At 41.5% G+C, this 24,738-nt stretch carries 15 protein-coding genes and 2 pseudogenes; 10 read left to right on the top strand and 7 right to left on the bottom strand.

Annotated features, from left to right (window positions below):
• Positions 1-145: 145 nt before the first annotated feature.
• Positions 146-697 (top strand): annotated as a pseudogene (locus tag BACFIN_RS20690) (hypothetical protein); the annotation flags it as partial.
• Between the two features lie 120 nt (positions 698-817).
• On the opposite strand, the gene BACFIN_RS12175 reads toward BACFIN_RS20690, so the two are convergent.
• Positions 818-1,546, bottom strand: coding sequence for a GntR family transcriptional regulator (locus tag BACFIN_RS12175; protein ID WP_004312375.1), 729 nt, complete (start codon positions 1,544-1,546; stop codon positions 818-820).
• Positions 1,547-1,689: 143 nt separating this feature from the next.
• On the opposite strand from BACFIN_RS12175, the gene BACFIN_RS12180 reads away from it, so the two are divergent.
• From BACFIN_RS12180 to BACFIN_RS12220, 9 genes are all read left to right on the top strand, one after another.
• Complete coding sequence (locus BACFIN_RS12180) at positions 1,690-3,420, top strand: class I mannose-6-phosphate isomerase (RefSeq protein ID WP_007751806.1); 1,731 nt, start codon at positions 1,690-1,692, stop codon at positions 3,418-3,420.
• Positions 3,421-3,457: 37 nt separating this feature from the next.
• Entirely contained in the window at positions 3,458-4,558 is a 1,101-nt protein-coding gene (locus BACFIN_RS12185; protein WP_007751804.1) for an ROK family protein, read from the top strand.
• A 39-nt stretch (positions 4,559-4,597) separates the two neighbouring features.
• Entirely contained in the window at positions 4,598-7,645 is a 3,048-nt protein-coding gene (locus BACFIN_RS12190) for a SusC/RagA family TonB-linked outer membrane protein (protein WP_007751800.1), read from the top strand.
• 11 nt (positions 7,646-7,656) lie between these two features.
• Positions 7,657-9,261, top strand: a complete 1,605-nt coding sequence (locus tag BACFIN_RS12195) for a RagB/SusD family nutrient uptake outer membrane protein (RefSeq protein ID WP_007751797.1) — start codon at positions 7,657-7,659, stop codon at positions 9,259-9,261.
• Positions 9,262-9,290: 29 nt separating this feature from the next.
• The gene (locus BACFIN_RS12200) at positions 9,291-10,430 is read left to right on the top strand and encodes a SusE domain-containing protein (RefSeq protein ID WP_032839487.1); all 1,140 of its coding nucleotides are present in this window, start codon (positions 9,291-9,293) and stop codon (positions 10,428-10,430) included.
• Positions 10,431-10,442: 12 nt separating this feature from the next.
• Positions 10,443-11,669 (top strand): glycoside hydrolase family 76 protein, encoded by a 1,227-nt coding sequence (locus BACFIN_RS12205; protein ID WP_007751793.1) that lies wholly within the window; start codon positions 10,443-10,445, stop codon positions 11,667-11,669.
• A 3-nt stretch (positions 11,670-11,672) separates the two neighbouring features.
• On the top strand, positions 11,673-12,869 hold the full coding sequence (locus tag BACFIN_RS12210; protein WP_007751791.1) for a glycoside hydrolase family 76 protein: 1,197 nt from the start codon (positions 11,673-11,675) through the stop codon (positions 12,867-12,869).
• Positions 12,870-15,245, top strand: coding sequence for a GH92 family glycosyl hydrolase (locus BACFIN_RS12215; RefSeq protein WP_007751789.1), 2,376 nt, complete (start codon positions 12,870-12,872; stop codon positions 15,243-15,245). It begins immediately after the preceding gene.
• A 78-nt stretch (positions 15,246-15,323) separates the two neighbouring features.
• Positions 15,324-16,493, top strand: a complete 1,170-nt coding sequence (locus tag BACFIN_RS12220) for an MFS transporter (RefSeq protein ID WP_007751787.1) — start codon at positions 15,324-15,326, stop codon at positions 16,491-16,493.
• Here the strand turns inward: BACFIN_RS12220 and BACFIN_RS23860 are convergent.
• The 6 genes and pseudogenes from BACFIN_RS23860 to BACFIN_RS12245 form a co-directional block, all read right to left on the bottom strand.
• Positions 16,429-16,614 (bottom strand): annotated as a pseudogene (locus BACFIN_RS23860) (hypothetical protein); the annotation flags it as partial. The gene BACFIN_RS12220 and the pseudogene BACFIN_RS23860 overlap by 65 nt on opposite strands.
• Complete coding sequence (locus tag BACFIN_RS12225) at positions 16,615-17,970, bottom strand: MATE family efflux transporter (protein ID WP_007751786.1); 1,356 nt, start codon at positions 17,968-17,970, stop codon at positions 16,615-16,617. It abuts the pseudogene before it with no gap.
• 128 nt (positions 17,971-18,098) lie between these two features.
• Positions 18,099-19,811 (bottom strand): PKD-like domain-containing protein, encoded by a 1,713-nt coding sequence (locus BACFIN_RS12230; RefSeq protein ID WP_007751784.1) that lies wholly within the window; start codon positions 19,809-19,811, stop codon positions 18,099-18,101.
• On the bottom strand, positions 19,811-21,448 hold the full coding sequence (locus BACFIN_RS12235) for a PL29 family lyase N-terminal domain-containing protein (RefSeq protein WP_007751781.1): 1,638 nt from the start codon (positions 21,446-21,448) through the stop codon (positions 19,811-19,813). Before BACFIN_RS12235 ends, BACFIN_RS12230 begins: the two co-directional genes overlap by 1 nt.
• Before the next feature lie 34 nt (positions 21,449-21,482).
• Positions 21,483-22,640 carry a DUF5074 domain-containing protein gene (locus tag BACFIN_RS12240; RefSeq protein WP_007751779.1) on the bottom strand — a complete coding sequence of 386 codons (1,158 nt, stop codon included), beginning with the start codon at positions 22,638-22,640 and terminating at the stop codon, positions 21,483-21,485.
• Complete coding sequence (locus tag BACFIN_RS12245; RefSeq protein ID WP_050761260.1) at positions 22,637-24,700, bottom strand: TonB-dependent receptor; 2,064 nt, start codon at positions 24,698-24,700, stop codon at positions 22,637-22,639. Before BACFIN_RS12245 ends, BACFIN_RS12240 begins: the two co-directional genes overlap by 4 nt.
• Between the last annotated feature and the right edge of the window lie 38 nt (positions 24,701-24,738).

Genomic DNA, 24,738 nt, shown 5'->3' with positions numbered 1-24,738 from the left:
TGTAAGAGAGAGGTGCTTTAATTGTAGAGTGGTTTCTTATATGAATAAGATAACTTATTGAAGCCTGTCTATTTATATACATACGGGCAAATCTTGGATACATTGCGAGTTCCTGAATCAACGATCAGTTGTTTTTGGGTGATGAGAGTTTGTCATTTCCAAATACGATGATTTGCTATATGTGTTGAGAACACAGAACACTTGTAAACCGCTATATGAAATAATCATTCGTGAACTGGCAACATTGATTCTTCACCCTGTTACCCGCGATATCTTCTATTCAATTTCTACAGGAGAATCAGTAGCGAAAGTGGCTGATCGGCATCGAATTACCTATGGGAAGATATTACAAATGTATAATTCTATACTTAAAGGGTTGAATTTGAAGAAAGATATATTGGCTACTTATCGAAAGCGTGCTATCAATGCTCGTTTTTTATCTTTGGCAGACAATAATAAGAATATAAATGTTGGGCAGGAGGAGTGGATACTTCAATTGCCTGTTTGTAAAGTAGCTGATACCCGGTTGGCTAATGTCTTGTATAATCAAGATGTTCGAATGGTGAAAGATTTGTTGGAGATAGTATCGGGGAGAGGCTATCATTTATTATCCAAACTTCAGATGATAGGTGTTTTGGATGAAAGTCTGGATCGGATTCTTGCCGGACACTCTATTGGTCGGTTTGAGAAGAAATGATAGATGATGGATAAAGCATAATGCAAAAAAATGGAATGTAAAAAGACTATTTTAAAGGAAGATGAGAGTTTCGGCCTTTAAAATAGTCTTTTTTATGTCATGTATGTATGAACATACTCTTTATCTTTCCGCCTCTATTGTATAAGTAAAACTGTCTGCCCGGTAGTATCCGATGTTGTATTCAATCGGCACTCCGTTCACATCATAAACAAATCTTTTCCTTATTAATATAGGATCACTTGATTTTATCTCTAGTTTTTCTGCAATAAATTCCCCTGCAAGTCTGGCCGAAATCTCTTCCTTGCTGGTCTTTACCACTATATTATATTGAGTTTCCAGCATTTCGTATAATGGGCGTGTGTAGTCTTCTTCTCCAGTCAATGGAATGTTAGGATTGAAATAAGAGATAAAGTAGACAAACGGGTATTCCTTTTTTCCTCTGACGCGCTCCATTACTACGCAGCGAGCATCAGGGTTAGAACCTAAATTAAAGAATGTGCCGATTTCTTCAGTCGGACGTTTCAAACTGATATGTAGTTCGAAATTACGGATTTCGATACCTAACATCTTCATTTCCTGTGAGAAACTAAGCCAGTTCTTTACTCCGCCTACGATACCTTTCTTTACCACCTTCGTTCCGTATCCTTTCTTTCGTACCAGAAGTCCCTCGAACACGAGTTTGTTGATAGCTTGCCTTAATGTGTTCCTTGAAATGTGTAATTGTTCAGACAATTCGACTTCGTTGGGAAATAGCTTTCCGTTTTTGTACTCTTCAGATTCTATGAGTCTTCTTAATATCTCTTCTGCCTGAATATGAAGAGGCTTATCACTATTATGGTCTATTTTCATATCTATTCGGATTGGTTTATTTTCAGCAAATATAAGATTTATCAAAAAATAATCCAAGTTTTGTTTGAAATAAAAATAAAATCTATATATTTGCACAATTGAAAGTATGTATGAACATATAAAATTAAAAAACGACTATAGGTATGAGAAAAGCTAATTATGATAAATTTCCTTCTACGAAGCTGACGGGGGTGCTTGTTCAGGGTTGGGATATTATCATTTCTATGTTAAAAGAGAAAATGGATGCAAGAAAAGTGCTGGCAGTGGATTTATATACTGGAGTATATGAAGAAGAAGTGCTGGGTGCTTTTTCTAAAGAATTCTCCGGAAGAGTGATGAATGTACGTGATTTGATGAAACCGGAACAAGAGATCCAAACTTTGACGGAACGCTTCATGACGGAAGATGTGTTGTTTGGCTATGTGACCAATTTGAAGCTGGAAGATTATTTTGATGCGGATAAATTGGCTGCTGCTCAAAAGCAAATTAGTGAAGCGGAGGATACTATTGTAATAATAGGTACAGGAGCTGCCATGGTGGCTCCGCAGGATGCGATGATTGTATATGCGGATATGGCACGTTGGGAAATTCAACAACGTTTCCGTCGGCATGAGGTAAAAGCGTTAGGGATAGACAATCGGAACGATGCTGTTTCTTTGCAATACAAGAGAGGGTATTTCAACGATTGGAGAGTATGTGATAGGTATAAGGAAAGATTGTTTGACAGGGTAGAATTCTGGATTGACACCCATGTGGCCGGAACACCGAAGATGATTGATAAGGATACTTTCTTTAAAGGGGTAGAGGCAACGGTGAACACGCCGTTCCGGGTAGTTCCTTTCTTCGATCCGGCTCCCTGGGGTGGTCAATGGATGAAAGAAGTTTGCGACTTGGATCGTGAACGCGAAAATTTCGGCTGGTGCTTTGACTGTGTGCCCGAAGAAAACAGCCTTTATTTTGAGGTGAACGGAGTGCGCTTTGAATTGCCTTCGGTTGATTTGGTTTTGCTGAAAAGTAAAGAGTTGCTTGGTGAACCGGTGGAAGCACGCTTTGGAAAAGACTTCCCCATCCGTTTCGATTTTTTGGATACGATAGGTGGAGGTAATTTGAGTTTGCAGGTGCATCCTACCACTCAATTTATCCGTGATAGTTTCGGTATGTACTATACACAGGATGAAAGTTACTACATGGTAGATGCGGAAGAAGATGCCGTAGTTTATCTGGGAGTGAAAACGGGCGTTGATAAAGAAGCGATGATCGATGATTTGCGTAAGGCGCAAAAAGGCGAATTGGTGTTCGACGCAGAAAAGTATGTCAACAAGATTCCGACAAAGAAACACGATCACTTCCTGATTCCGGGAGGAACGATTCATTGTTCCGGTGCGAATAGTATGGTACTTGAAATCAGTTCGACTCCGAACCTCTTTACTTTCAAACTATGGGACTGGCAACGCTTGGGACTGGATGGAAAACCACGCCCAATCAATGTGGAACGTGGTAAATGCGTAATCAACTGGAACCGGGATACGGAATATGTAAATGAACATCTTCGCAACCAGTTTAAGGAAGTGGCTTCCGGGGATGGGTGGATTGAGGAACGTACCGGATTGCATCCGAATGAATTTATCGAAACCCGTCGTCACCGTTTCTCGTCACCGGTGCTGCATCACACAAACGATAGTGTAAATGTGCTGAATCTGCTGGAGGGAGAAGAGGCCGTCGTTGAGAGTCCTACTCACGCCTTTGAACCTTTTGTGGTGCATTATGCGGAAACATTTATCATTCCTGCCGGAGTGAAAGAATATACCATTGCTCCGTATGGTAAATCGGCAGGAAAAGAATGTGTAACGATAAAAGCCTACGTACGCTTTTAATAATGAAATAATTCAATCATCTAATATCTTGAAACCTATGTACGAACATGATGAACGAGTCGTGATGACGCTTGATGCGGGAGGCACTAATTTCGTGTTTTCAGCCATACAGGGCTGTCGCGAAATAGTGGAACCTATTTGCCTTCCGGCAGCGTCCGACGACTTAGAGCGTTGCTTGTCTGTTCTTGTAGAAGGCTTCCTGGAAGTTGAAAAACGATTGCCTAAACTTCCGGTAGCTATCAGTTTTGCTTTTCCCGGGCCTGCTGACTATGAGCATGGAATTATTGGTGACTTGCCTAACTTCCCGGCTTTCAGGGGAGGAGTGGCACTCGGACCTTATTTGAAAGAGCAATTTGGTATTCCGGTTTTTATTAATAATGATGGTAATTTGTTCGCCTATGGTGAAGCTTTGGCGGGCACTTTACCTGAAGTAAATAAGCGCCTGAAAGAAGCAGGCAGCAGTAAGGTATATAAGAACCTGCTCGGAATTACGCTGGGTACAGGGTTTGGTGCCGGAGTGGTGATTGACAGTCGGTTACTGACCGGAGACAACGGTTGCGGCGGCGACGTCTGGATTATGCGGAATAAGAAATATCCCGAAATGATCGCGGAAGAAAGTGTCAGCATCAGGGCTGTCAGGCGAGTATATCAGGAATTGACCGGAAAGGATGCTTCTTCTTTAACTCCCAAAGATATATATGATATTGCCGAAGGGATCGCAGAGGGAGATCAGCAGGCTGCTGTCCGGAGTTTTAACGAACTGGGAGAAATGGCTGGTGATGCTATCATCCGTGCATTGAATATTGTTGATGGCTTGGTGGTGATTGGCGGAGGAGTGGCCGGAGCGGCTAAATACATACTTCCGGGAATCATGAATGAGATGAATCGGCAGATCGGCACATTTGCAGGAGCTTCTTTCCCTTGTTTGCAGATGGAGGTGTTCAATCTGTCCGAAAAAGAGGCATTTGATAAATTTCTGGAGGAAAAAGACAAGATGGTGAAAATACCATTTTCGGAGAGAGAGGTGCATTATGCCTGTCACAAGAAAATAGGCATTGCTGTTTCTACATTAGGAGCAAGCAGAGCCGTTGCTTTAGGGGCTTATTCCTTTGCTTTGTCCCAACTTAATATCTTATAATATATGATAACTCTTCTATTAATTCAAATATAAAATGTTATGAAACAATCTAATCTATTGAACGCGCAATTTGCCCGCCGACTTTTCAGAACGGCATTTTCGAGTTGGCAATTATTGGCTGTTATGTTGATTGTTTGTATGAATGTGGCTGTTGGTTCCAAACTGTATGCACAATCTAATACAATCGCAGTGAAAGGTAAGGTAATGGCAGACGGGGAACCCGTGATTGGGGCTACCGTGCTGGTGAAAGGTGTATCTACGGGTACGGCTACGGATATGGATGGAAATTTTTCACTGAATGTTGCTTCAAAAGCGGTATTGGTAGTTTCCTCAATTGGATATGAAACACAGGAAGTTCCGGTGAACGGCCGCCAGTTTATCAATGTGGTGTTGAAGTCGGATGTGGTTGCTTTGAAAGATGTGGTAGTGGTAGGCTACGGTGTGCAGAAGAAAGTCAACCTGACAGGAGCTGTGTCTTCTGTTTCTACGGATGAATTGGAAGGAAAGCCGATTTCCAATGTATTGGAAGCGATGCAGGGAACGACTCCCGGTTTGGTAATTCAGCAGGGAAGTTCTACTCCGGGTAGTGTACCTTCTATTAATATCCGTGGTTTGAATACGATGAACAACAATGATCCGTTGGTGATTATTGACGGAATTGAAGGATCGCTCGCCAATCTGAATCCGGCTGATATTGAGCAGATTTCTATTTTGAAAGATGCTTCTTCTACTGCTATTTATGGTTCACGTGCTTCCAATGGTGTGGTACTTGTCACTACCAAGAAAGGAAAAGCTGGTAAGGTGGAAATCTCTTATGATTTTATGTATGGTGTTCAGCAACCTACTTCATTGCCTAAGATAGCAGACTCGTGGGTATACGCTGAACTGTATAATGAAGCGGCTGTTAATTCGGGAAGAGCTGCAAAATTCACTCCCGAGCAGATTGCGCAATATAGAAATGGTGGTCCGAATGTAAATTGGGTGAAAGAACTTTATAATCGTAATTCTCCTCAAAGTTCACACAATGTTTCGATGACAGGCGGTAACGATCAGTTGTCTTATATGGCTTCTCTGGGTTATCTGGATCAGAGTAGTATGTTCAAGGGACCTGATTATGGTTATAAGCGCTACAATGCACGTCTGAATGTAAGCCATAAGGTGACGAATAACTTTACATTGAATTTGACTTCTCAATTTGCCCGTAATGACATTAAAGAACATGCTTACTGGACGGAATGGATTATCGAGCAGGCAAACCGCATGCCACCGATTTATCCGATCAAGAATGAGGATGGTAGTTATAATTATCCAGCCGGAAGTAACTCAAACGGTTTACAACGTTTGGAAGAAGGCGGTTATCGCCAGAATGTGAATGATGAATTATTGGGAACCATACAAGCCGAATGGGAAGTATATAAAGGACTGAAACTGATTGGAAGTGCTGGTGGACGCGTGTGGAATAATAAATTGCATGAAAACCGGAAAGCTTTTGAAGGTACGGGAGATACTGAAAACAAGTTGACCGAGCAATTCTACCGTTCCAAGAATATCACTACCAATCTGATGGTGACTTATAATACGAAGATAGGAAAGCACTCTATCGGTGGATTACTGGGGTATGCTTATGAAGGTTTCTCTGAAAAACAATTCTCTACCAGTCGTTTGACGGAAGATTCTAAATACGACATTTTTGTAGGTGATTTGAGTGGTGATAAGGTAAGTAATACAGGTTCGGGAAGTGACTGGGCTATCTATTCCGGTTTTGCAAGAGCCACTTATAATTATGATGAGAAATATTTACTGGAATTTAATATCCGTAATGACTACTCTTCTTATTTTGCTAAAGGAAACCGTTCGGGAGTCTTCCCTTCTTTCTCTGCAGGATGGCGTATTTCGGAGGAAAAATTCTGGTCTGTATTGAAACCGTATGTTCCTTCTCTAAAAATTAGAGGTTCCTGGGGATTGGTAGGTAATAACCGTATTGGTGCCTATCAATACATGCAGACGGTGTCTGTGACTAACGGCATCAGCTTCGGAGATAAATTGGCGCAGACGGCTACATTTGCTTCTACAAATCCTGATCTCAAATGGGAAACTACCCGTATGGCTAATATCGGCTTCGAATTGGGATTGTTGAATAATGATTTGAATATTACTTTTGATTGCTTCAATAATCGTACAAAAGATATTTTGGTGAATTTACCGGTTCCCGGATTGTTTGGTAATGGTGCGCCTATTCAGAATGCTGGTAAAGTAGAAACGAGGGGATGGGAGTTGTCAGTGAGCTATCGCTTGAAGACTGGCCCAGTAGTGCATAACTTCTCCGGAAATATTTCGGATAGCTTTAATGAAGTAATAGATACACGCGGTACGGAAATTATCGGTGGTTCGGATGTACAGACTATTATTAAGGAAGGTTATCCTTTGTATTCTTATTATGCATATCGTTCAGACGGATTTTTCCAGAATGAGGAAGAATGTCAGAAAGGACCGCACCTGGAAGGTATTACACCGAAACCGGGAGATATCCGCTATCTGGATAAAAATGGCGATGGTGTGATTAAACCGGATGATGACCGCTTTATCGTAGGTAATGATTTTCCGAGATATACTTTCGGCTTTACTTATGGGCTGGAATATAAAGGCTTTGATTTCTCGATGATGTGGCAAGGAGTGGGAAGACGTAACAAATGGATGCGTGGTGAATCTGTTGAGGCTTTCCATAATAATAATGAAGGTCCGGTAATGGATTTCCATCAGGATCGCTGGACTCCGAATAATCCGGATGCTACTTATCCCCGTCTGACAATGGGAGCAGAATCGGCTAATAATGCTGCAAAATCAGATTTCTGGATTCAGGACGCTAAATATTTGCGTCTGAAAAATGCGCAGATCGGATATACTTTCCCACAGCAATGGATGAAAAAACTCTATGTCAAGAATTTGAGAATTTTTGCCAGCGTGCAAAATCCGTTGACTTTCACGAATATGAAAGGTGGATGGGACCCGGAATATACCGGAGACGGCAGTGGTCGTGCTTATCCTGTGGCAAGAGTATATTCATTTGGACTTAATGTTAAATTTTAAACTGTACCGTGATGAAAACAACTATAAAGAATTTGATTTTATCTGCTGTTTTGGTAGTGGGCGGTGCCTCTTGTGTTGACTTGGATACGGCACCGTATGACAGAGAAACGGACCTGACTTATTGGGAAGAAGATCCTGAAGCAGCTGTCAAGGCGTTGAATAATTGCTATACGTATTTGGGAAATATGGACGAACAGCTTTATAGTGAAGCTATGACGGACAATGCATATACCAAACAACCTAATGATTTTACACAAAATATTGGTAATGGTTCATATTCTACAGCCGACTCTTACGTGAAACAGGTTTGGGACGGACGTTATACGGGTATCCGTATGTGCAACCAGTTGCTCGAAAATATTGACCGGGTTCCTGATTTAGATCCGGAATTGAAGAAACGTTATATCGGTGAGGCTAAAGTGCTTCGTGCTTATAATTATTATGAATTGTATACGAAGTTCGGAGATGTGCCTTATACAACGAAAGTGCTTTCTATTAAGGAAAGTATGTCTATCGCACGTACAGATAGAGCTACTGTCATTGCTAATATGTTGGCGGATTTGGATGAAGTGATTAACGGTAATTACCTGCCGACTTCTTATGATGCGGATAATAAAGGACGGATTACCCGTTGGGCGGCAATGGCTATCAAAGCTAAAATTTATCTGTTCGAAGGTAACTGGACGCAAGTGAAAAATATCACGTCCACCATTATGACGGAGGGAGGTTTTAGGCTCTTTGGAAGTTATGCAGGATTGTTTGAGATTGCTAATGAATACAACTCTGAAGTAATTTTGGATGCACAGTATCGTCCGACCAGCCGTGAACATCAGATGATGTATGCTTTCCTGCCACCTTCATTGGGGGGATATTCCCAGCTTTCTCCTTTGCAGGAGTTGGTAGACAGTTATATTATGCTAGATGGAAAAACAATAAGAGAGACAGGAACATCGTTTGACGAAAGTAATCCGTATGCTAATCGTGATCCACGTTTGAAAGCAACAGTGATGTATACTGGGAACTCATATACGTTGGCTGACGGAACAGAAGTCGTTATCAACTGTGAGAAAGGAGAAGGTAAAGATGGATACGGTGTAGGATCGGATTGTTCGGCTACCGGTTATTATATCAAGAAATACTGGGATAATACGTATCGTGCTACTCTTTATTCCGGTTTGAATCCGATTTTGATTCGTTATGCTGATATTCTATTGATGAATGCGGAAGCATTGGCAGAGTTAGGTGAACTGGATAAGACGGCTTGGGATGCAACTATTAAACCAATTCGTGATAGAGCCGGATTTACACTTGCTTCGGCAGTGGAATTCCCGGAAGGAGCTTCTAAAGATAAACTGATTGAGATTGTACGGAATGAACGTCGTTCGGAACTGGCATTGGAGGGTCATCGTCATAAGGATATTATCCGTTGGAGAATTGCGGATGATGTATTGAACGGATGGTGTCACGGATTGAAGACGAATGAAGTGGTAGGTACGGATAACGGATACGTTCGGGTTGAAAATAGAGCTTTTAATGCAAATAAACATTATTTGTGGCCTATACCACAGGCTGAACGTGACTTGAATGGTAATTTGGTGCAGAATCCGAATTGGTAATTGGTTTAACGACTCAAAAAGGAACAATTATGAAAAAGATATTATTAATATGTTCAGTATTTCTGGCAATGGTATCCTGTCAGGAAGATTATGAATTGAATGCGGATTTTACAGTCCCTACGGAATTGAATTCCCCTGCCTCTATCCAGTTGGATGTGTCATCTTCAGTACCTGTTGTGCTATCATGGTCCGGAGGCGGTGCGGCAGATGGCGGAATTGTATTGTACGAGGTTTTGTTTGACAAAGCAGACGGAGACTTTTCAAAGCCACTGGCTACAATGAAAAGTGATTTGGGAGCCAATCCCAGTTTGTCGATTACTCATGCGGCTATTAATACGATTGCCAGAAATGCTGGTATTTATCCTTTGGGAACAGGGGATATTAAATGGACAGTGACTGCTTCGAAAGGAGGAGTGGTGAAGAAGTCCGATAAGGTGGCTAATATCACTGTGACTCGTGGGGAGGGAATTGATAATATTCCGGCAGAATTGTATTTATATGGTTCGGCTACGGAGAACGGTGGACAAGGCGGAATTCCGTTCCGTTGTGTAGAAGAGGGAGTTTTCCAGATTTATACAAAATTGTCTGCTGGAAATATCTCATTTAAGTCTGCTACGACAGGTGAAACATTCAGTTATTATATTGATGATAGTTCGAAGTTGAGAGAGGGTGATGGTGAAACGGCAGTAACTGCCTCCGAAGAGGTAACCCGTCTGACTGTAAACTTTAATACAATGGCTATGACGACAGAAAAAATAGGTTCTTCTGTTCGTTGTATTTGGGGAGCGACATTTGCTGATATAGCTGTATTGCAATATGTTGGTAATGGTAAATTTGTAGGAGAGGGCGATATTCGCTTCCTTGATCCTTCTAAACCGGAAACAAATCCTCCTAGTTGGTTGACTTATATAGAAGAGCGTTATTACTTTATAGCTCAAGTAAATGGTGGTGATATGTGTTGGGGTAGAGGCGATGATGTGAGTGCCGAACGCCCGGTGGGTGGAGAACCTGCTTCTTTCTATGCTTTGTATGAGTTCCAATGGAGTCAATGGGAACACCTTTGGAAAATGAAAGGTAGTCTGGATTATACGCATGCGACTATCACTATCGATACGAACGCGGATGGATTGATGATACATACATTTACTAATGTGACTCCGATTAATTAATAAAACTAAGTTATGAAAAAGATAAAGACTATTTTAGCTATTCTTCCGGCACTATTATTCTCCTGTGCCGGAGATGACGTAGAGAAATATATTCCGCCTACACCGATTACTCCGTCAGAACCCGGAGAGGAAGTCGTTTATCATAAACGCGCTAAAGAGCAGTTTGATTTGATTAATCAGTGTTACCGGATCAATAGTGGGGCGACAGAAGGATTGTATAATGAAAATTATCCCAAGAAAGATGGTGATAACTCGGCTTCTTTCTTATGGCCGTATGACGGACTGGTATCAGGGGTCGCAGCTTTACATTCTTTGGGCTATGATGTGAATTATGCAACTATGGTTGACCGCTTTGAAGTTTATTATTCAACCCCTGATGGAGCTGTGGGTGGTTATGGTTCTCAAACTAATGGTACTACTGGTAGTGGAACGCGTTTTTATGATGATAACTCTATTGTAGGGATTGAATTGGTAGAGGCTTTTAATTTGCTAAATAATCAAGACTATTTGACAAAGGCCAAAAGAATCGTGGCATTTTTGCAAGAAGGTGAAGATGATACATTTGGAGGAGGTCTTTGGTGGAATGAGGATCAGAAGGGACAGCAGGGAGTTGGTGATTCCAATAAGCCTACGTGTGCCAATGGATATGCAACACTATTCTTACTTGAATATTATTCAGTATGTCCTCAAGAGGAAAAAGCAGATGTTTTAGCTTTGGCAAAACGTTTATATGCTTGGACGTTGAATAATCTGCGTGATCCGGAAGATGCTTGCTACTGGAATGATAAACAAGCGGACGGATCTATTAATAAAACAAAATGGACTTACAATACTGGTGTAATGATTTCTAACGGAGTCCGTCTGTATAAAATAACAGGTGAACAAACTTATCTGGACAATGCCATTGCTTCTTCTGAAGGTGCGTATAATTATTTTGTACGTCCGCTTAATGGGTTGGCGTTAGCTTATCCTGATCATGATCCTTGGTTTACAACAAAACTGATCCGTGCCTTTATTGATATTGAACCTTATTACAAAAATGCAGGTAATTATATCAAAACATTCATTAACTTCTTGGATTATGCATACGAGAATGCTCGTTTGTCAAGCGGACTGTTTTATGAAGATTGGACTGGAACAGACCCGAAACGGGCTGAACAGTTGTTGATGCAGGATGCTGCACTAGAATCTCTGGGAATTATAGCTTTGTATAAAGGGGAAACTGTGACGGAAGAATAGTGTATGAATGGTAAAATTAGAAATATAGTTTTATTTGTATCAGCGGTATCCATGCTTTTCTCTTGTGCAGGAGAGCCCAAAGCGACTCCGAACAAAGATAAGGCGGAAGAAATGTTTCAACGTGTCTGGGAACTCTATCGGGTTCCCAAATACGGTCTCTTCTCTGAATATTATCCCGGTAGTCATCGTCCTGATCTGACTTATTTTAATGATTCTACCCGACAGGCACAAGAGGTTTCTTACCTATGGCCTATGAGTGGTGTCTTTTCTTCAGCAGTATTGATGGCTGCCATCGAACCGGAGAAATATACAGTTTATGTCGATTCGATGGTGATGGCGATGGAACATTATTATGATACAACATGCGTTCCTTTCGGTTATCAGGCTTACCCTGTTCAATTTGGAAAGGTAGACCGCTATTATGATGACAATGGTTTAGTGGGTATTGATTATATTGATTCTTACTTGGTAACTAAAAATCCTCATTATCTGGAGAAAGCGAAACAGGTATTGACCTTTATTTTAAGTGGTTGGGATGAGAACTTTGAAGGAGCTGTTTCCTGGCTGGAAGGAGTGAAAGATCAGAAACCTGCCTGTTCTAACGGAAAAGCGATGGTGTTGGCTTTAAAACTTTATGAAGCAACTAAAGATGAGTATTATCTGGAGGTGGGAAAGAAGTTCTATCATTGGATTGATAAATATCTGAAAGATCCGGAAAGAGGAGTCGTTTGGAACTCATGGTTAACAACGACTTCAGCAGTATGCCCGGATTTGTATACTTACAATACAGGTACTTTGTTACAAGCAGCTGTAGCTTTATATAATTATACGGGTGAGCAGGCGTATCTGAATAATGCTAAATTTCTGGCAGAAGGAAGTTACAAAGTGTTCTTTAAATACACGGAAGACGGTATTCCTTATATTGCAGATTTGCCTTGGTTTAATTTGGTTTTGTTTAGAGGTTATCACGATCTGTACAATGTTACGGGGGATTCAAAATATGTGGATACGATGATAAAAGGACTGGATTATGCTTGGGATCATGCACGTGATCAGGCGGGACTGATGTATCATGACTGGACAGGGCGGACTGATGAAAAACGTAAGCCGAAATGGTTATTGGACGCTTCGTGTGTACCGGAATATTATGCACGTGTGGCAATAATTAAAGGAGAAGTTACAAACAGAAAAATGAAATAAATGATGAAATTAAAATGGATAGGTAGCCTGTTGATTCTGGCAGGTGTTGTAGGGTGCAAAACACCTGATCGTCCCAATCTGGTAGAGTATGTGAATCCGAATATTGGTACGGTTCATAGTCGGTGGTTTTTCTATACTCCGGCTGCCGAGCCTTTCGGTTTAGCTAAGCTGGGTGCATCTACAAACGGCACGTACGGAAATAATCAAGGTTGGGAGGCTGTAGGTTATGAGGACGGTCATGCTTCTATTGATGGTTTTCCCTGCTTGCACGAGTTTCAGATAGGAGGAATTTCACTGATGCCTGTTACGGGAGAAGTGAAAACAAACCCCGGAAAGCTGGAAGAACCGGATAAAGGTTTCCGTTCCCGCTTTGATAAAAAAGATGAAACTGCACGTCCGGGATATTATTCTGTGTTATTAAAGGATTATCAGGTAAAGGCTGAACTTACTGCTACGGCTCGTGTCGGATTCCAGCGTTATACATTCCCGGAATCGGAGAATGCCCATATATTGTTTAATATCGGCAATCGCCAGGGCGAAAGTGGAGCTGTGCGTGATGCGTACATCAGACAGGTAGATGGAAATACTATTGAAGGTTATGTGATTACAGAGCCGGAATATGTGAAGAAATATCAGGCAGGTGCCTCGGTTGCCATGTATTTTTATGCAAAATTGGACCGTGCGCCGGAATCTGTCGAAGTTTTCTATCAAGATAGTGCTTTGATGGCTCGTAATGAAATAAAAGGGCCGGGTGCTATCATGTGTCTGAATTATAAAACAAAGAAAGACGAGATAGTCAATGTAAAAATAGGTTTATCGTATACTTCCATAGAAAATGCGAAAGTGAATTTGGAATCGGAGGCGAAAGACTTGGCTTTTGATGAGGCTATGAAAGCGACTACGGATAAATGGAATGAGTCTTTGAGCCGCATCTTGGTTTCTGGAGGTACGGAAGATAGCAAAATCAAATTCTATACCGGGTTGTATCATGCATTATTGGGTAGAGGGCTTGCCAGCGATGTCAACGGAGCTTATCCTAAAAATGACGGTACCATTGGTCAGATACCTTTGACTAAGGATGGTAAACCGGAATATAATCACTATAATACGGATGCGGTTTGGGGAGCTTACTGGAATCTGACTTCTCTTTGGGCATTGGCATATCCGGAGTACTATAATGACTTTGTAAACAGTCAGTTGCTGGTGTATAAGGATGCCGGTTGGCTAGGGGATGGTATTGCTACCAGCAAGTATGTTTCCGGAGTGGGAACCAATATGGTGAGCATCACTTTAGCAGGTGCTTATAATAGCGGAATTCGTAACTTTGATGTGGAAACTGCTTATCAGGCAGCCTTGAAGAATGAATTAGGCTGGGAAGGCCGCATTGAAGGGGCAGGCAAGATGGATGTGAAACAGTTTGTAGAGAGAGGGTATGTGCCTTATGAGAACAGTGTTCATTTCGGCACACATCCGGAAGGTTCGAGCTTCTCCGTATCTCACACATTAGAATATAGTTTTAGTGCTTATGCAGTGGCTCAATGGGCAAAAGCTTTGGGACGTACGGAAGATTATAAGCGTTTGATGGAGCTTTCTGCAGGTTGGGAAAAGTTGTTTGATGATTCGCTGAAGATGATTCGTCCGAGAGTACCCAATGGTGAGTTTATTGATAACTTTAATCCATTGGAATCATGGAGAGGTTTTCAGGAAGGGAATGCAATGCAATATACTTTCTTTGTACCGCAGAATCCGGCTCGTTTGATTGAAAAAGTCGGCAAAGATGAGTTTAACAATCGGTTGGATTCTATCTTCACAGAAGCCCGTAAGTCGATTTTTGGTGGTGGAAAAGTAGTAAATGCTTTCTCTGGTTTACAGAGCCCTTATAATCACGGAAACCAGCCCAGTCTTCATATTTCCTGGTTGTTTAATTTCTCCGGTAAGCCTTACCTGACACAGAAATGGACGCGTTTGATCTGTGATGAGTTTTATGGAACAAACGGAGAACATGGTTATGGTTATGGTCAGGATGAAGACCAGGGACAGTTAGGAGCCTGGTATGTGATGGCAGCAATGGGATTGTTCGATGTACAGGGAGGAGCTTGTGAACGGCCGACTTTCCAGATGGGCAGTCCATTGTTTGATAAGATTGAAATTAAACTTAGTCCGGTGAATGCAACTGGAAAAACGTTTGTGATTGAAACGACAGGTAATACCCCGGATGCATATTATGTACAGTCGGCTACGCTGAATGGCAAACCATTGGAACAGTGCTGGTTGTACCGGGATGAACTCTATAAAGGTGGGACATTGAAACTCACAATGGGAAATCAACCGAATGAGAAATGGGGAGTGGAAAATCCGCCTCATTGTTCTGAATAAACAGCTTATTTTCCTCGGTGTCGATGTTGCTTGACAGGACACCGGGGATTTTACATTTTATAATATAGTGGGTTAAACATGAAAACACAAAATTCTATTTATGCCGCCCTTCCCGTTCTTTTCGGGTTCTTTGTAATGGGCTTCTGTGACATAGTCGGTATTTCGTCCGATTATGTTCAACGTACTTTCGACTGGTCTCCCGTGATGACGGGATTTGTTCCTTCATTGGTTTTTATCTGGTTCCTGTTTTTAGGTATTCCTGTTGGAAATCAGATGAACAAATGGGGACGTAAAAATACGGTTTTACTTAGTATGGGAATAACGGTAGTGGGTATGCTGCTGCCATTAGTCGTTTATAACAGTGCGACTTGTATGATAGCTTATGCTCTTTTGGGAATTGGCAATGCCATTTTACAGGTTTCATTGAATCCGTTATTGAGTAATGTGGTAACCAGCCAACGTTTGCTGACAAGTAGTTTGACAGCAGGACAAGTGATTAAAGCTGTGTCTTCTCTCGTCGGGCCGGAGATTGTGTTGCTGGCTGTAGCACATTTTGGAGATGACAAATGGTATTATTGTTTTCCTATATTAGGCTTTATCACGTTATTGTCTGCCATTTGGCTGATGGCTACACCTGTTAAACGGGAAGCTTCCAGTGCCGCAACCCAACAACTTTCTATCAGTGATACTTTTTCTTTGTTGAAGGATAAAACGATTCTGTTGTTGTTTCTGGGTATCTTTTTTATTGTGGGAGTAGATGTTGCTACCAACTTTATTAGCTCCAAACTGATGGCGGAACGATTTGACTGGACGGCAGAACAAGTGAAGTTTGCCCCACAGGTTTATTTTTTAAGCCGTACGGTAGGTGCTTTGTTGGGTGCTTTCTTGTTAGCCCGTATTGCTGAAATGAAATATTTCCGTGTGAATATTGTTGCCTGTATTTTCTCTTTGCTTATTCTGGCCTTTGTAAAAAATGATATGGTGAATCTGATTTGTATCGGTGCTGTCGGCTTCTTTGCCTCATCCGTATTTTCTATCATTTATTCGATGGCTTTACAGGCAAGGCCGGAAAAAGCAAACCAAATTTCAGGATTGATGATTACTGCTGTTGCCGGTGGCGGAGTCGTTACTCCAGTTATTGGATTTGCGATTGGAATAGTAGGTGTGATCGGAGGTGTTTTTGTTACTTTAGCTTGTGTGTGTTATTTGACTTATTGTGCTTTTGGGGTGAAGACCTCGAAAGCGTAGTATTATTGCGAGAAGATGCTATCTTCGCCCGAATCCTACTTAGCGACTGCGGAGTTATCCACAAGTAAGACGCTATATGTTTTAAAGGTACATATTGCAATAATTCCGGAGTCTCTTTGATTTATCGTCGGCAGACAATGAAACGATCTTTCAAATAAATTCCGAAAATATAGAAAGTGGTTAATAACTCTGTCAATGGTACGGCTAGCCAGATACCCGGTATACCCAATACCGGAGGGAGCGCAAAGAATCCGATCAACATAAATACGACTCCCCGGAGAAGAGTGATAATTGTTGCCCGCTGACCTCTTTCGACACTCTGATAATAACCAATGCCAATCATGTTGACGGCAAAGAAAATGAATCCTACTCCGAAATAAGGAAGCCCGTTTACTGCTATATCAAATGCAGCGTAGCTGCGGTCAATGAATAACGAAACGATGTCTTGGCAGCATAGTACGGTAAGAATGAAAAAGCTGATACCGCAGATTAAAGCGGTCCGAATGGCGAGATGCAGTGTCTTTCGTACACGCTCGGGTTGTCCGGCTCCGAAGTTATAGCTGATAATCGGCTGTGCGGATTGTGCAATGGCATTATAGACCATGAAGATGATAGGGAAGAAGTAACAGGCAATACTGAATGCTGCCACTCCGTCTTCACCGAGATGGCGGATGAAAACGTAGTTCCCCAGAAACATCATACAGGCAATGGAGGCTTCACTGATAAAAGCAGAGCTTCCCAGTTTAATTATATAACCGATGTTGCGAAGAGTCAGTAACAGACTTTTGATACTTAACTTTATCCGGCATAGATGGAGGGTACGAGAGAAACGGAGTAAGTAAATCAGTGTCATCAACCCTCCCACGACAGTTCCCAGACTGGTGGCAAAAGCTGCTCCCATTATTCCCCAACCAAGTTCGAAGATGAATATATAATCCAGTATGATATTGAGTATGGCTGCAACCGCATTACACATCATGGCATAGGTGGGTGAACCGTCCAGACGGATGCAGAACATACCTATATTTAAGACTTCGTAGAATACGAGAAAAGGAATGTACCATGCCATATATTCTACAGCTAACGGCAACAATCGGTCCGAACTACCTAATAATCTGGCTAATGGCTCTATAAAATAAAGGCACAGAGCAGACAGGATAAGTATGAGCAATGCGGAAAAAGCAATTGCCTGAGTGATATTAATACTTGCTACTTTGCGTTTTCCCTGAGATAAATGAATGGAAGCCACCACCGAAGCTCCCACTCCGAACATCAGTCCGATACCCACTGCGATCATAAAAAGCGGTGCAGTGATATTTACTGCCGCCAGCGCGTCACTGCCAATTCCTTTTCCTACAAATATCCCGTCCGTAATAACGAACAGAGCCGAGAATACCATCCCAAGTACCGTAGGAATTAGTAACTTACGGAACAACGTGGAGATGTTCATACTGCCGAAATCAATACTATCTTTCATAACTTTCTACCTTTGTCGTTGAAAATGGCGACAAAGGTAGGGTTATGGGAGGAGATAAAAATTACCATTTGGTAATTTTTATCTCTATATTTAATAGGGAAAAGAATCTCTTATGTATATTCTATCAATTATTTGAGCATGTTGAAATCCTTTATTCCAAAAACTTCAGTGGATATTTCACCCAACCAACCGCTTTTACTATTAACACCCACTTGTACTTTGATAAAATCAACGTACTTCAGGTTTGCATCCTTACCGTCGAAAGTTACAGCATGGGATATCTTGAAATGATTGTCAGACGGTCCGGCATTATAGTTGTCATCATCTGTCAGACGATCAATGGCACTGAAATTATCAGCATATCCCCATTCATAACTATCATTTACCCAATAAGTACCATTACCGGATTGATCGTAATTACGCTCTTTCAGGCGAGTACCTCGCAAAGTATATTGTTTTTCCTTTACCCAGGCGGGATAATAATAATCTTGCCGGTGAAAAGCACCCAGATAATCAATAGACCCACTTTGACCATGATTGTCTGTCCATGGGGTGGGAAGCTGAATACCAGTTGGTTTATGATAGGTGACGGCATAGTCCTGCCAGGTTTCGGCTTTCCCATATTCGGATCCGCGCAATTCATACCAAGTGTCATTAGGTAACCCATCACCATTTTCGTCCTGCATTACCCATACAATTCCCGGTTCTGACGAACCATCAAAAGCGTTTCCTGTAATAGCAATGTTGTAATCTCCATCATTCACGATACTATGATCGAATCCAACGATGATGTATCCACCGAATCCGCCTAGGGAAACATAAGCCGTCTGATTGATTCGTTCTTCTGCATAGGTGCAGGCTTCTGCCATAGTTGTTGTGGTATGATTCTCATTGATGAATTGACCGGGAGCCGGTAAATATTCATATACTCTGTTCATTGACGCAGAACTTGTGGCGCTAATCTTCCGCTGGTATGTTCCTGCGGGAGGGCAAACATTGACTTTTAATGTTTGCGTAGCGAGTATATATGAGTTCTTCATTTCGACCTTTACCGTGTGTTCCCCCTGCTGCCCGGATGTAAACAGATAAGTATCATTTTCTCCGGATTGCACTTGTTCATTGTCCACGGTCCATGTATAGACTGCATCCAGTGCATTATTCACGTCAACCGGTTTGATACGGATAGTTCTGCCGGCTGACATGTTATATTCCGTTTGCAGGAATGTCCAGTTGAAATCTACTTGATCCGGTGAACAAACTTCTACTTTGAAAGTTACTTCGTCATCGCCATCTTCATTGTGAGTAGCAAAACGAACCTGATATTCGCCAAGCTCGATTGTGGGGAGAGTACAGGTTAATTCGTTCGAAATATCTTCACCGTTTATTTGCCAGGAGTAACTGGTTTCCAGAAAAGAATCTACTATGGGTGTAATGGTTAGTTCAGAGCCTTGAAGCACTTTGAAACCTTTGTCGGCATCCGCAATAGAGATAGTCGGTACATCAAGCTGAAAGACATCGATACGTATCTCTTTTTCTGTTGTCCCTCCAGCATTGGTGGCAGAAATCAGAATGAAATACCTGCCTGCTTCATCGGCTGAAAATGTCAGGGTGGAAGCGGTACAGATACTCTTTCCATCTATTGTCCAGTTAAAGGTCGTTTCCGAATCGGTATTTTCATAAACAGGAGCGATGGTTATCTCCCGACCAATTTTTGTTTTATAGATGGGGGATTCTTCTTTCAGGGTAATGACAGGAGCGGAAAGAAGAGGAGAGTCCTCCTCTTCTTTCACGCATGATACTAATGCGAACAGAACAAATAAAAGAAGTATAATATGTTTCATTAGAATCTCACTGCTACGTCATCATAACAGAAATAAGCCGGTTGGCTAAAACCGTAACCATTATCATTGCTCCCTGTGACATTAAAATCAATCTTTACTACCTTGCCCAGAGCTGATAAATCCCATTTGCTCCATTCCAGAATGTTACCAGTTTTTCCTACCAGATAAAATTCAGGTTTAGTTTTAACTTCGTTACCGTCTTCATCATAACCGATAGCGACCAGTTTTACCCAATCATCTTCCCCGGCAGGTGCAGTCAGTCCGTTGCCATTGGCTACACAATTGGCGAGATAAGTTGTCATTGTCACATACATATGATCTACTACACGAGCTACTCCATCTCCAAAGTAAATGTAGGGTAAGTTTTCGGAAGCATAACCGGAGTTATCTGTATAGCCATAATGTACACAGAAATTCTTAGAGCCGTTATGCCCTCCATTTCCTGTTGCCGGATCTTTGTAATAAACCGCCAACTGGTATTGAAAACCTCCATGAGTCAAATCCATATCTACATAGTTGGATATAGCGTGTCCACCTCCCCAATAACAGGTAGTGCCCCAATTCGTTGGGAACTCATGTTGGAGTAATGTATTGTTTTCATCATACCAATTATAGTCTGAAGGGCCCATTCCTGATTGTCCATAAAGTAACGGACCGCCATATTGAGGATTGTCAATTAATGAAGACCAGTCGCTTTTACCTATATAATTGCCTGTACCTTTATAATCGGAGTCTTCAAAAGATAACCCTTTTAAAGTATATGCAGAAGCATAAACGAATAATCGCTGAATTTTTGTTAGTCCTTGTTTATTAAATAACTGGATTTTAATGACAGCTTCATTTTCTGATACGGAAGCAGGGGCGGTAATGGAAAGTTTGGTATAGCTCATTTTTATTGTCCATCCTTCCGGTGCATGGACGATGAAGTCTGCCACGTTAGTGAGTTGTAATTCAAATGATTTGGTTTGGTTAAAAGTGAAATATTCAACGCTTCCCATATCAGTGACTTTCATAACCGAATTAGTTGTTTTTGGCAGCATGAACGAAGTGTTTTTTTCATCTGCCAAAGTAATGATAACAACATCATTCTCCGTGTCATCTACTACCGACTTGAAGAAAGAATCCCCGTCCTTTCCCGTTGCTTTTACCGGTTTGCCATCTGTTCCATTCATGCGTTTAGCTCCTTCACCTGTATCAACCGTCCAATAGCCTTCACTGTCAACTCCCATGACAGGAGTTACACCTGTTACTCTCAATTTGTGTTCGGCATCCGGTAGCCATTCTGTAGTGCCATTAGTGGTGACTGTCCAGTAATATATTCCGTTTTCATCAGCTTTCACTCCAATCACAGGAGCATCTGTACCATTTGTTCCATTTTTGATAGATACTTTGCTTCCGTCATTGAAGGTCAGCGTGTAGCCTTCGGAGGTCTGTTCTGTATTCGTAATTATTTTCCCTTGATTTAATGCGTCTACCAAACTCTGTAAAGTTGTAATTTCTGAGTTCATTTTCTTGACTGTTGTTTCTAGTGTTTCTACTCGTCCGTCAAGATCATTGACTTTATCCCAGAGATCATCGTCATTGTAGCAACTGCATACCGTAATGATAGTGAGCAGTAAAAATAGAATTTTCTTCATTGCTTTTGTTTTTAATTAGTAATAGTGATATGAATTATTGAATCGCTTTTAGTTTCTTATCTGTAAAGGCAATATGTGCCGGAATGTCCCCCGTGATGACTGACCATTTCTTTTTTCCATCCCGGGAGAAACAGTATAATGTGCCAGGAGTCACATAGTCTTTGGCATCGGTGACGAAGAATTCACCTGTTTCCGGATTGATTGCTATTCCATAAGGTATCTTGATAGATTTTTCCGTACCATCTGTAATAAAATTGCGGGTATCAGTTTTCTTTGTTTTTGTATTATAAATAGCGTAAGAGACTGTCCAACTGTTGGTGTAATAACTCCATTCTGTACTGTATATATACAGTGAATCTCTGCAAATAGCCATTTCTGTATTGGGAAGAAGCGGTAATTCTTCGATTACTTTATCGGTATTGGAATCTATTACAAATGTTTCGGAGTAAGTGTCATAATAATCTCCCCGGGATGAGACATAAATATTTCCGTATTGGTCTAATTCCATTCTATGCAAATTGATTCCCACATCAATGGTTTTGATAACTTTGAATGTGTTCAAGTCGATGACGGATACCGTGCGGTCATAATTAGGTACGCGATACCCGCCGGAGTTGGCTACATAGAGTTTGTTGCCCACAATCACCATTTCTTCCGGCTGGTAGCCGACCACACAGGTATCTTTGACAGTCAGTGTGGTAGTGTCAACACGTGCTACATACCCCAGTCTGGCGTTGGGATCTATTTTGACAGGGCCTGCATACGAACTGACGTATGCATATTTATCTTTAAAAACTATATAACGGCAATTAGGTATGGAAATTTGCGTGATGTGTTTTGCTGTTTCTACATTCATCACTTCTACGAAATGAGAACAGTTGATGATGGCATATAACTTATTTCCATAGATTTGGATATCATTTCCCACATCCCCCAATTCTTGTACGACTCCCGGGTTCCGTTCCGCATAGATATTCTTATGATAGATACCGGTTTCGTAATCAAAGTAATCAAGGGTAGCCTTGTTGCTTCCCATATTTCCTTCATTGAGTAGAAAGAAACCTTTGACAGAGGTACCGCTTACTCCGGGAGTAACTTGGTTGGGAGTTGACGGAATAATGCGTTCATCTTCGCGACAAGAAGTCGATAGAAGAACAAAACAGATAATGATGGATAGAACAGATATTCTCATAACATGACGTTTAATTTGATTTTAAAACTTGTACCGGGCATAGGATAGCATTGCACTACTTCATATTGCTGATTGAAGATATTATTAATTTCTGCCGTTACACGTATTCCCGTTTTCCCCCATTGAAAAGTTTTGGATAGGGAAAAATCGTGGGTATACCAGGGCTGTGCGTAGTTCTCCGGGATATTGGCGACTGCTTCATAACGTTCACCTGTATAAATGAAACTATAGTTACAGGACCATGTTTGGTAACTTCCATTGAGGATGATGGAACCTCCATGCCAAGGTATATAAGGAATCTGGCCTCCATACCATTCACTGGTAGGATCGGTAAAATCCTGTGCCTTTTGATAGGTGTAATTGAAGAGAGTGCTAAGTTCCACCTTTCCGAAGCCCCATTTTCCTCGTATGGCTGCGTCTAATCCCCGAATTTCCACATGTCCGAGATTAATCATAGTCCAACGGAACTGGTTGGAGGTAGGCATGGCAATGATTTTATCATCTACTTCATTATAGTAACCATCTATTTGTAAGTCCAGGCTTTTCAGCCAATGGTTATTCCAGGTGTGAGAGAAAGTGATACCCACATCGTATTGGGTGGTATATTCTGGTTTTAAGTCCTTATTGCCTATAAAAGTATAATACAAATCATTGAGAGTTGGCATGCGAAAGACTTTCTTATAAAAGGCCCGTACATTCAGAGGGAGCTTGGTCAATGGTTGCCAGGTGGCTATGACAGACGGAGTGTATTTGTTTTTGGTGCCTGCATTGGCTCCTTTGGTACGTGTATTGTCATCGACATGAGTATATAACAGGCTCGCCTGCAACATGAGGCGGTTGAAGTCAAAGGACGTGGCAGCAGAAGTCAGGATTGTATTACGGGTTGGATAGACAAAATCTATGAGATCGGCCCGTAATGCATTCCATTGAAAATCGTTGGATAATGACATACTCCACCAGGGATAGATGGTGAATAAATGGGCGGCCGAAGCATAGATTTCTTGCTGTCGGTAGTGATTGTCTACGTACATGGTGGTGACATCCAGTCTGGGATCGGATAAATAGTGGAGATAGTCATAAGCATATTTTCCGTTGGCTAGCAGACTGTACCAAGGCTTAAAATAGTTTTGAAAAGAGCCTTGCACAAACAGATTGGTATCCCACTGCCGGTCCTGATGGCGAAACTTACCCGGTTCTTCTCTTACCGCAGCTCCGGGGTATCCCCGTTCCGAATTGTATAGGTATGCTTTGGCTTTCCATTCTCCTTTGGGGACTTTTCCGAAGAATGCATTCTCCAAACGTAACATTCTTACGTCTCCATTTTGACGAACAGCTGTTGTGTCGTAACCATCTTTCTTGGCGTATGTGAATTTATATCGTCCTGATGTATACATATACTCCGTACTGATGGAACTGCTTATTCGTTCGTTGAAACGATGTTCCCAAAGTAGTGACGGATTGATGGTAGAGAATGAACCGCCTTTCACCCCGATGTTCAGATTGTTTTTCTTTTCCCCTTTGAATAGGGGTTTTCGTGTCTGCATATATATGGCACTTGCGGAACTATAATCTTTGGCAGGTTGGAAGATGGCACTTTTTTGACCATTATATAGTGAAATGACTTCCATATTATCTAATGAAAAACGGCCTAGATCGACGACTCCATTTTGCGCATTTCCTAATTCAATACCATCATAAAATACTCCGACATGATGACTGCCCATACTTCGTATATTGACGGTTTTTAGTCCGCCAATACCTCCATAATCTTTTATCTGTACTCCGGAAAAGTAGCGTAAAGCATCGGCAACGGAGTAAACATTTAGCTTCTCAAGTTCTTTGCCGGACAGTATCTGCACAGGAGACATCTTTTTTTGCATCCGATTACTGTAGATAGTAACTTCTTTGAGTTTGAGAAGTGTATCAGACAGAGAAGTCTGATGCCGAACCTTGGATTGGGAAATGGCCGGTAATGTGGTAAATAAAGATAGAATCAAACATAATATCCACCGTAAATGGATACAATGCTTATTGTATGAATGGACTTGAATAGAAAGCATGTCTTTTATTTTATAGGTATAAAAAATCCGTTTGTTCA

The organism is Bacteroides finegoldii DSM 17565 (assembly GCF_000156195.1).
Lineage (GTDB): Bacteria > Bacteroidota > Bacteroidia > Bacteroidales > Bacteroidaceae > Bacteroides > Bacteroides finegoldii.
Note: the sequence above shows the minus strand (reverse complement) of the source record. Positions and strands in the feature narration are given on the sequence as shown.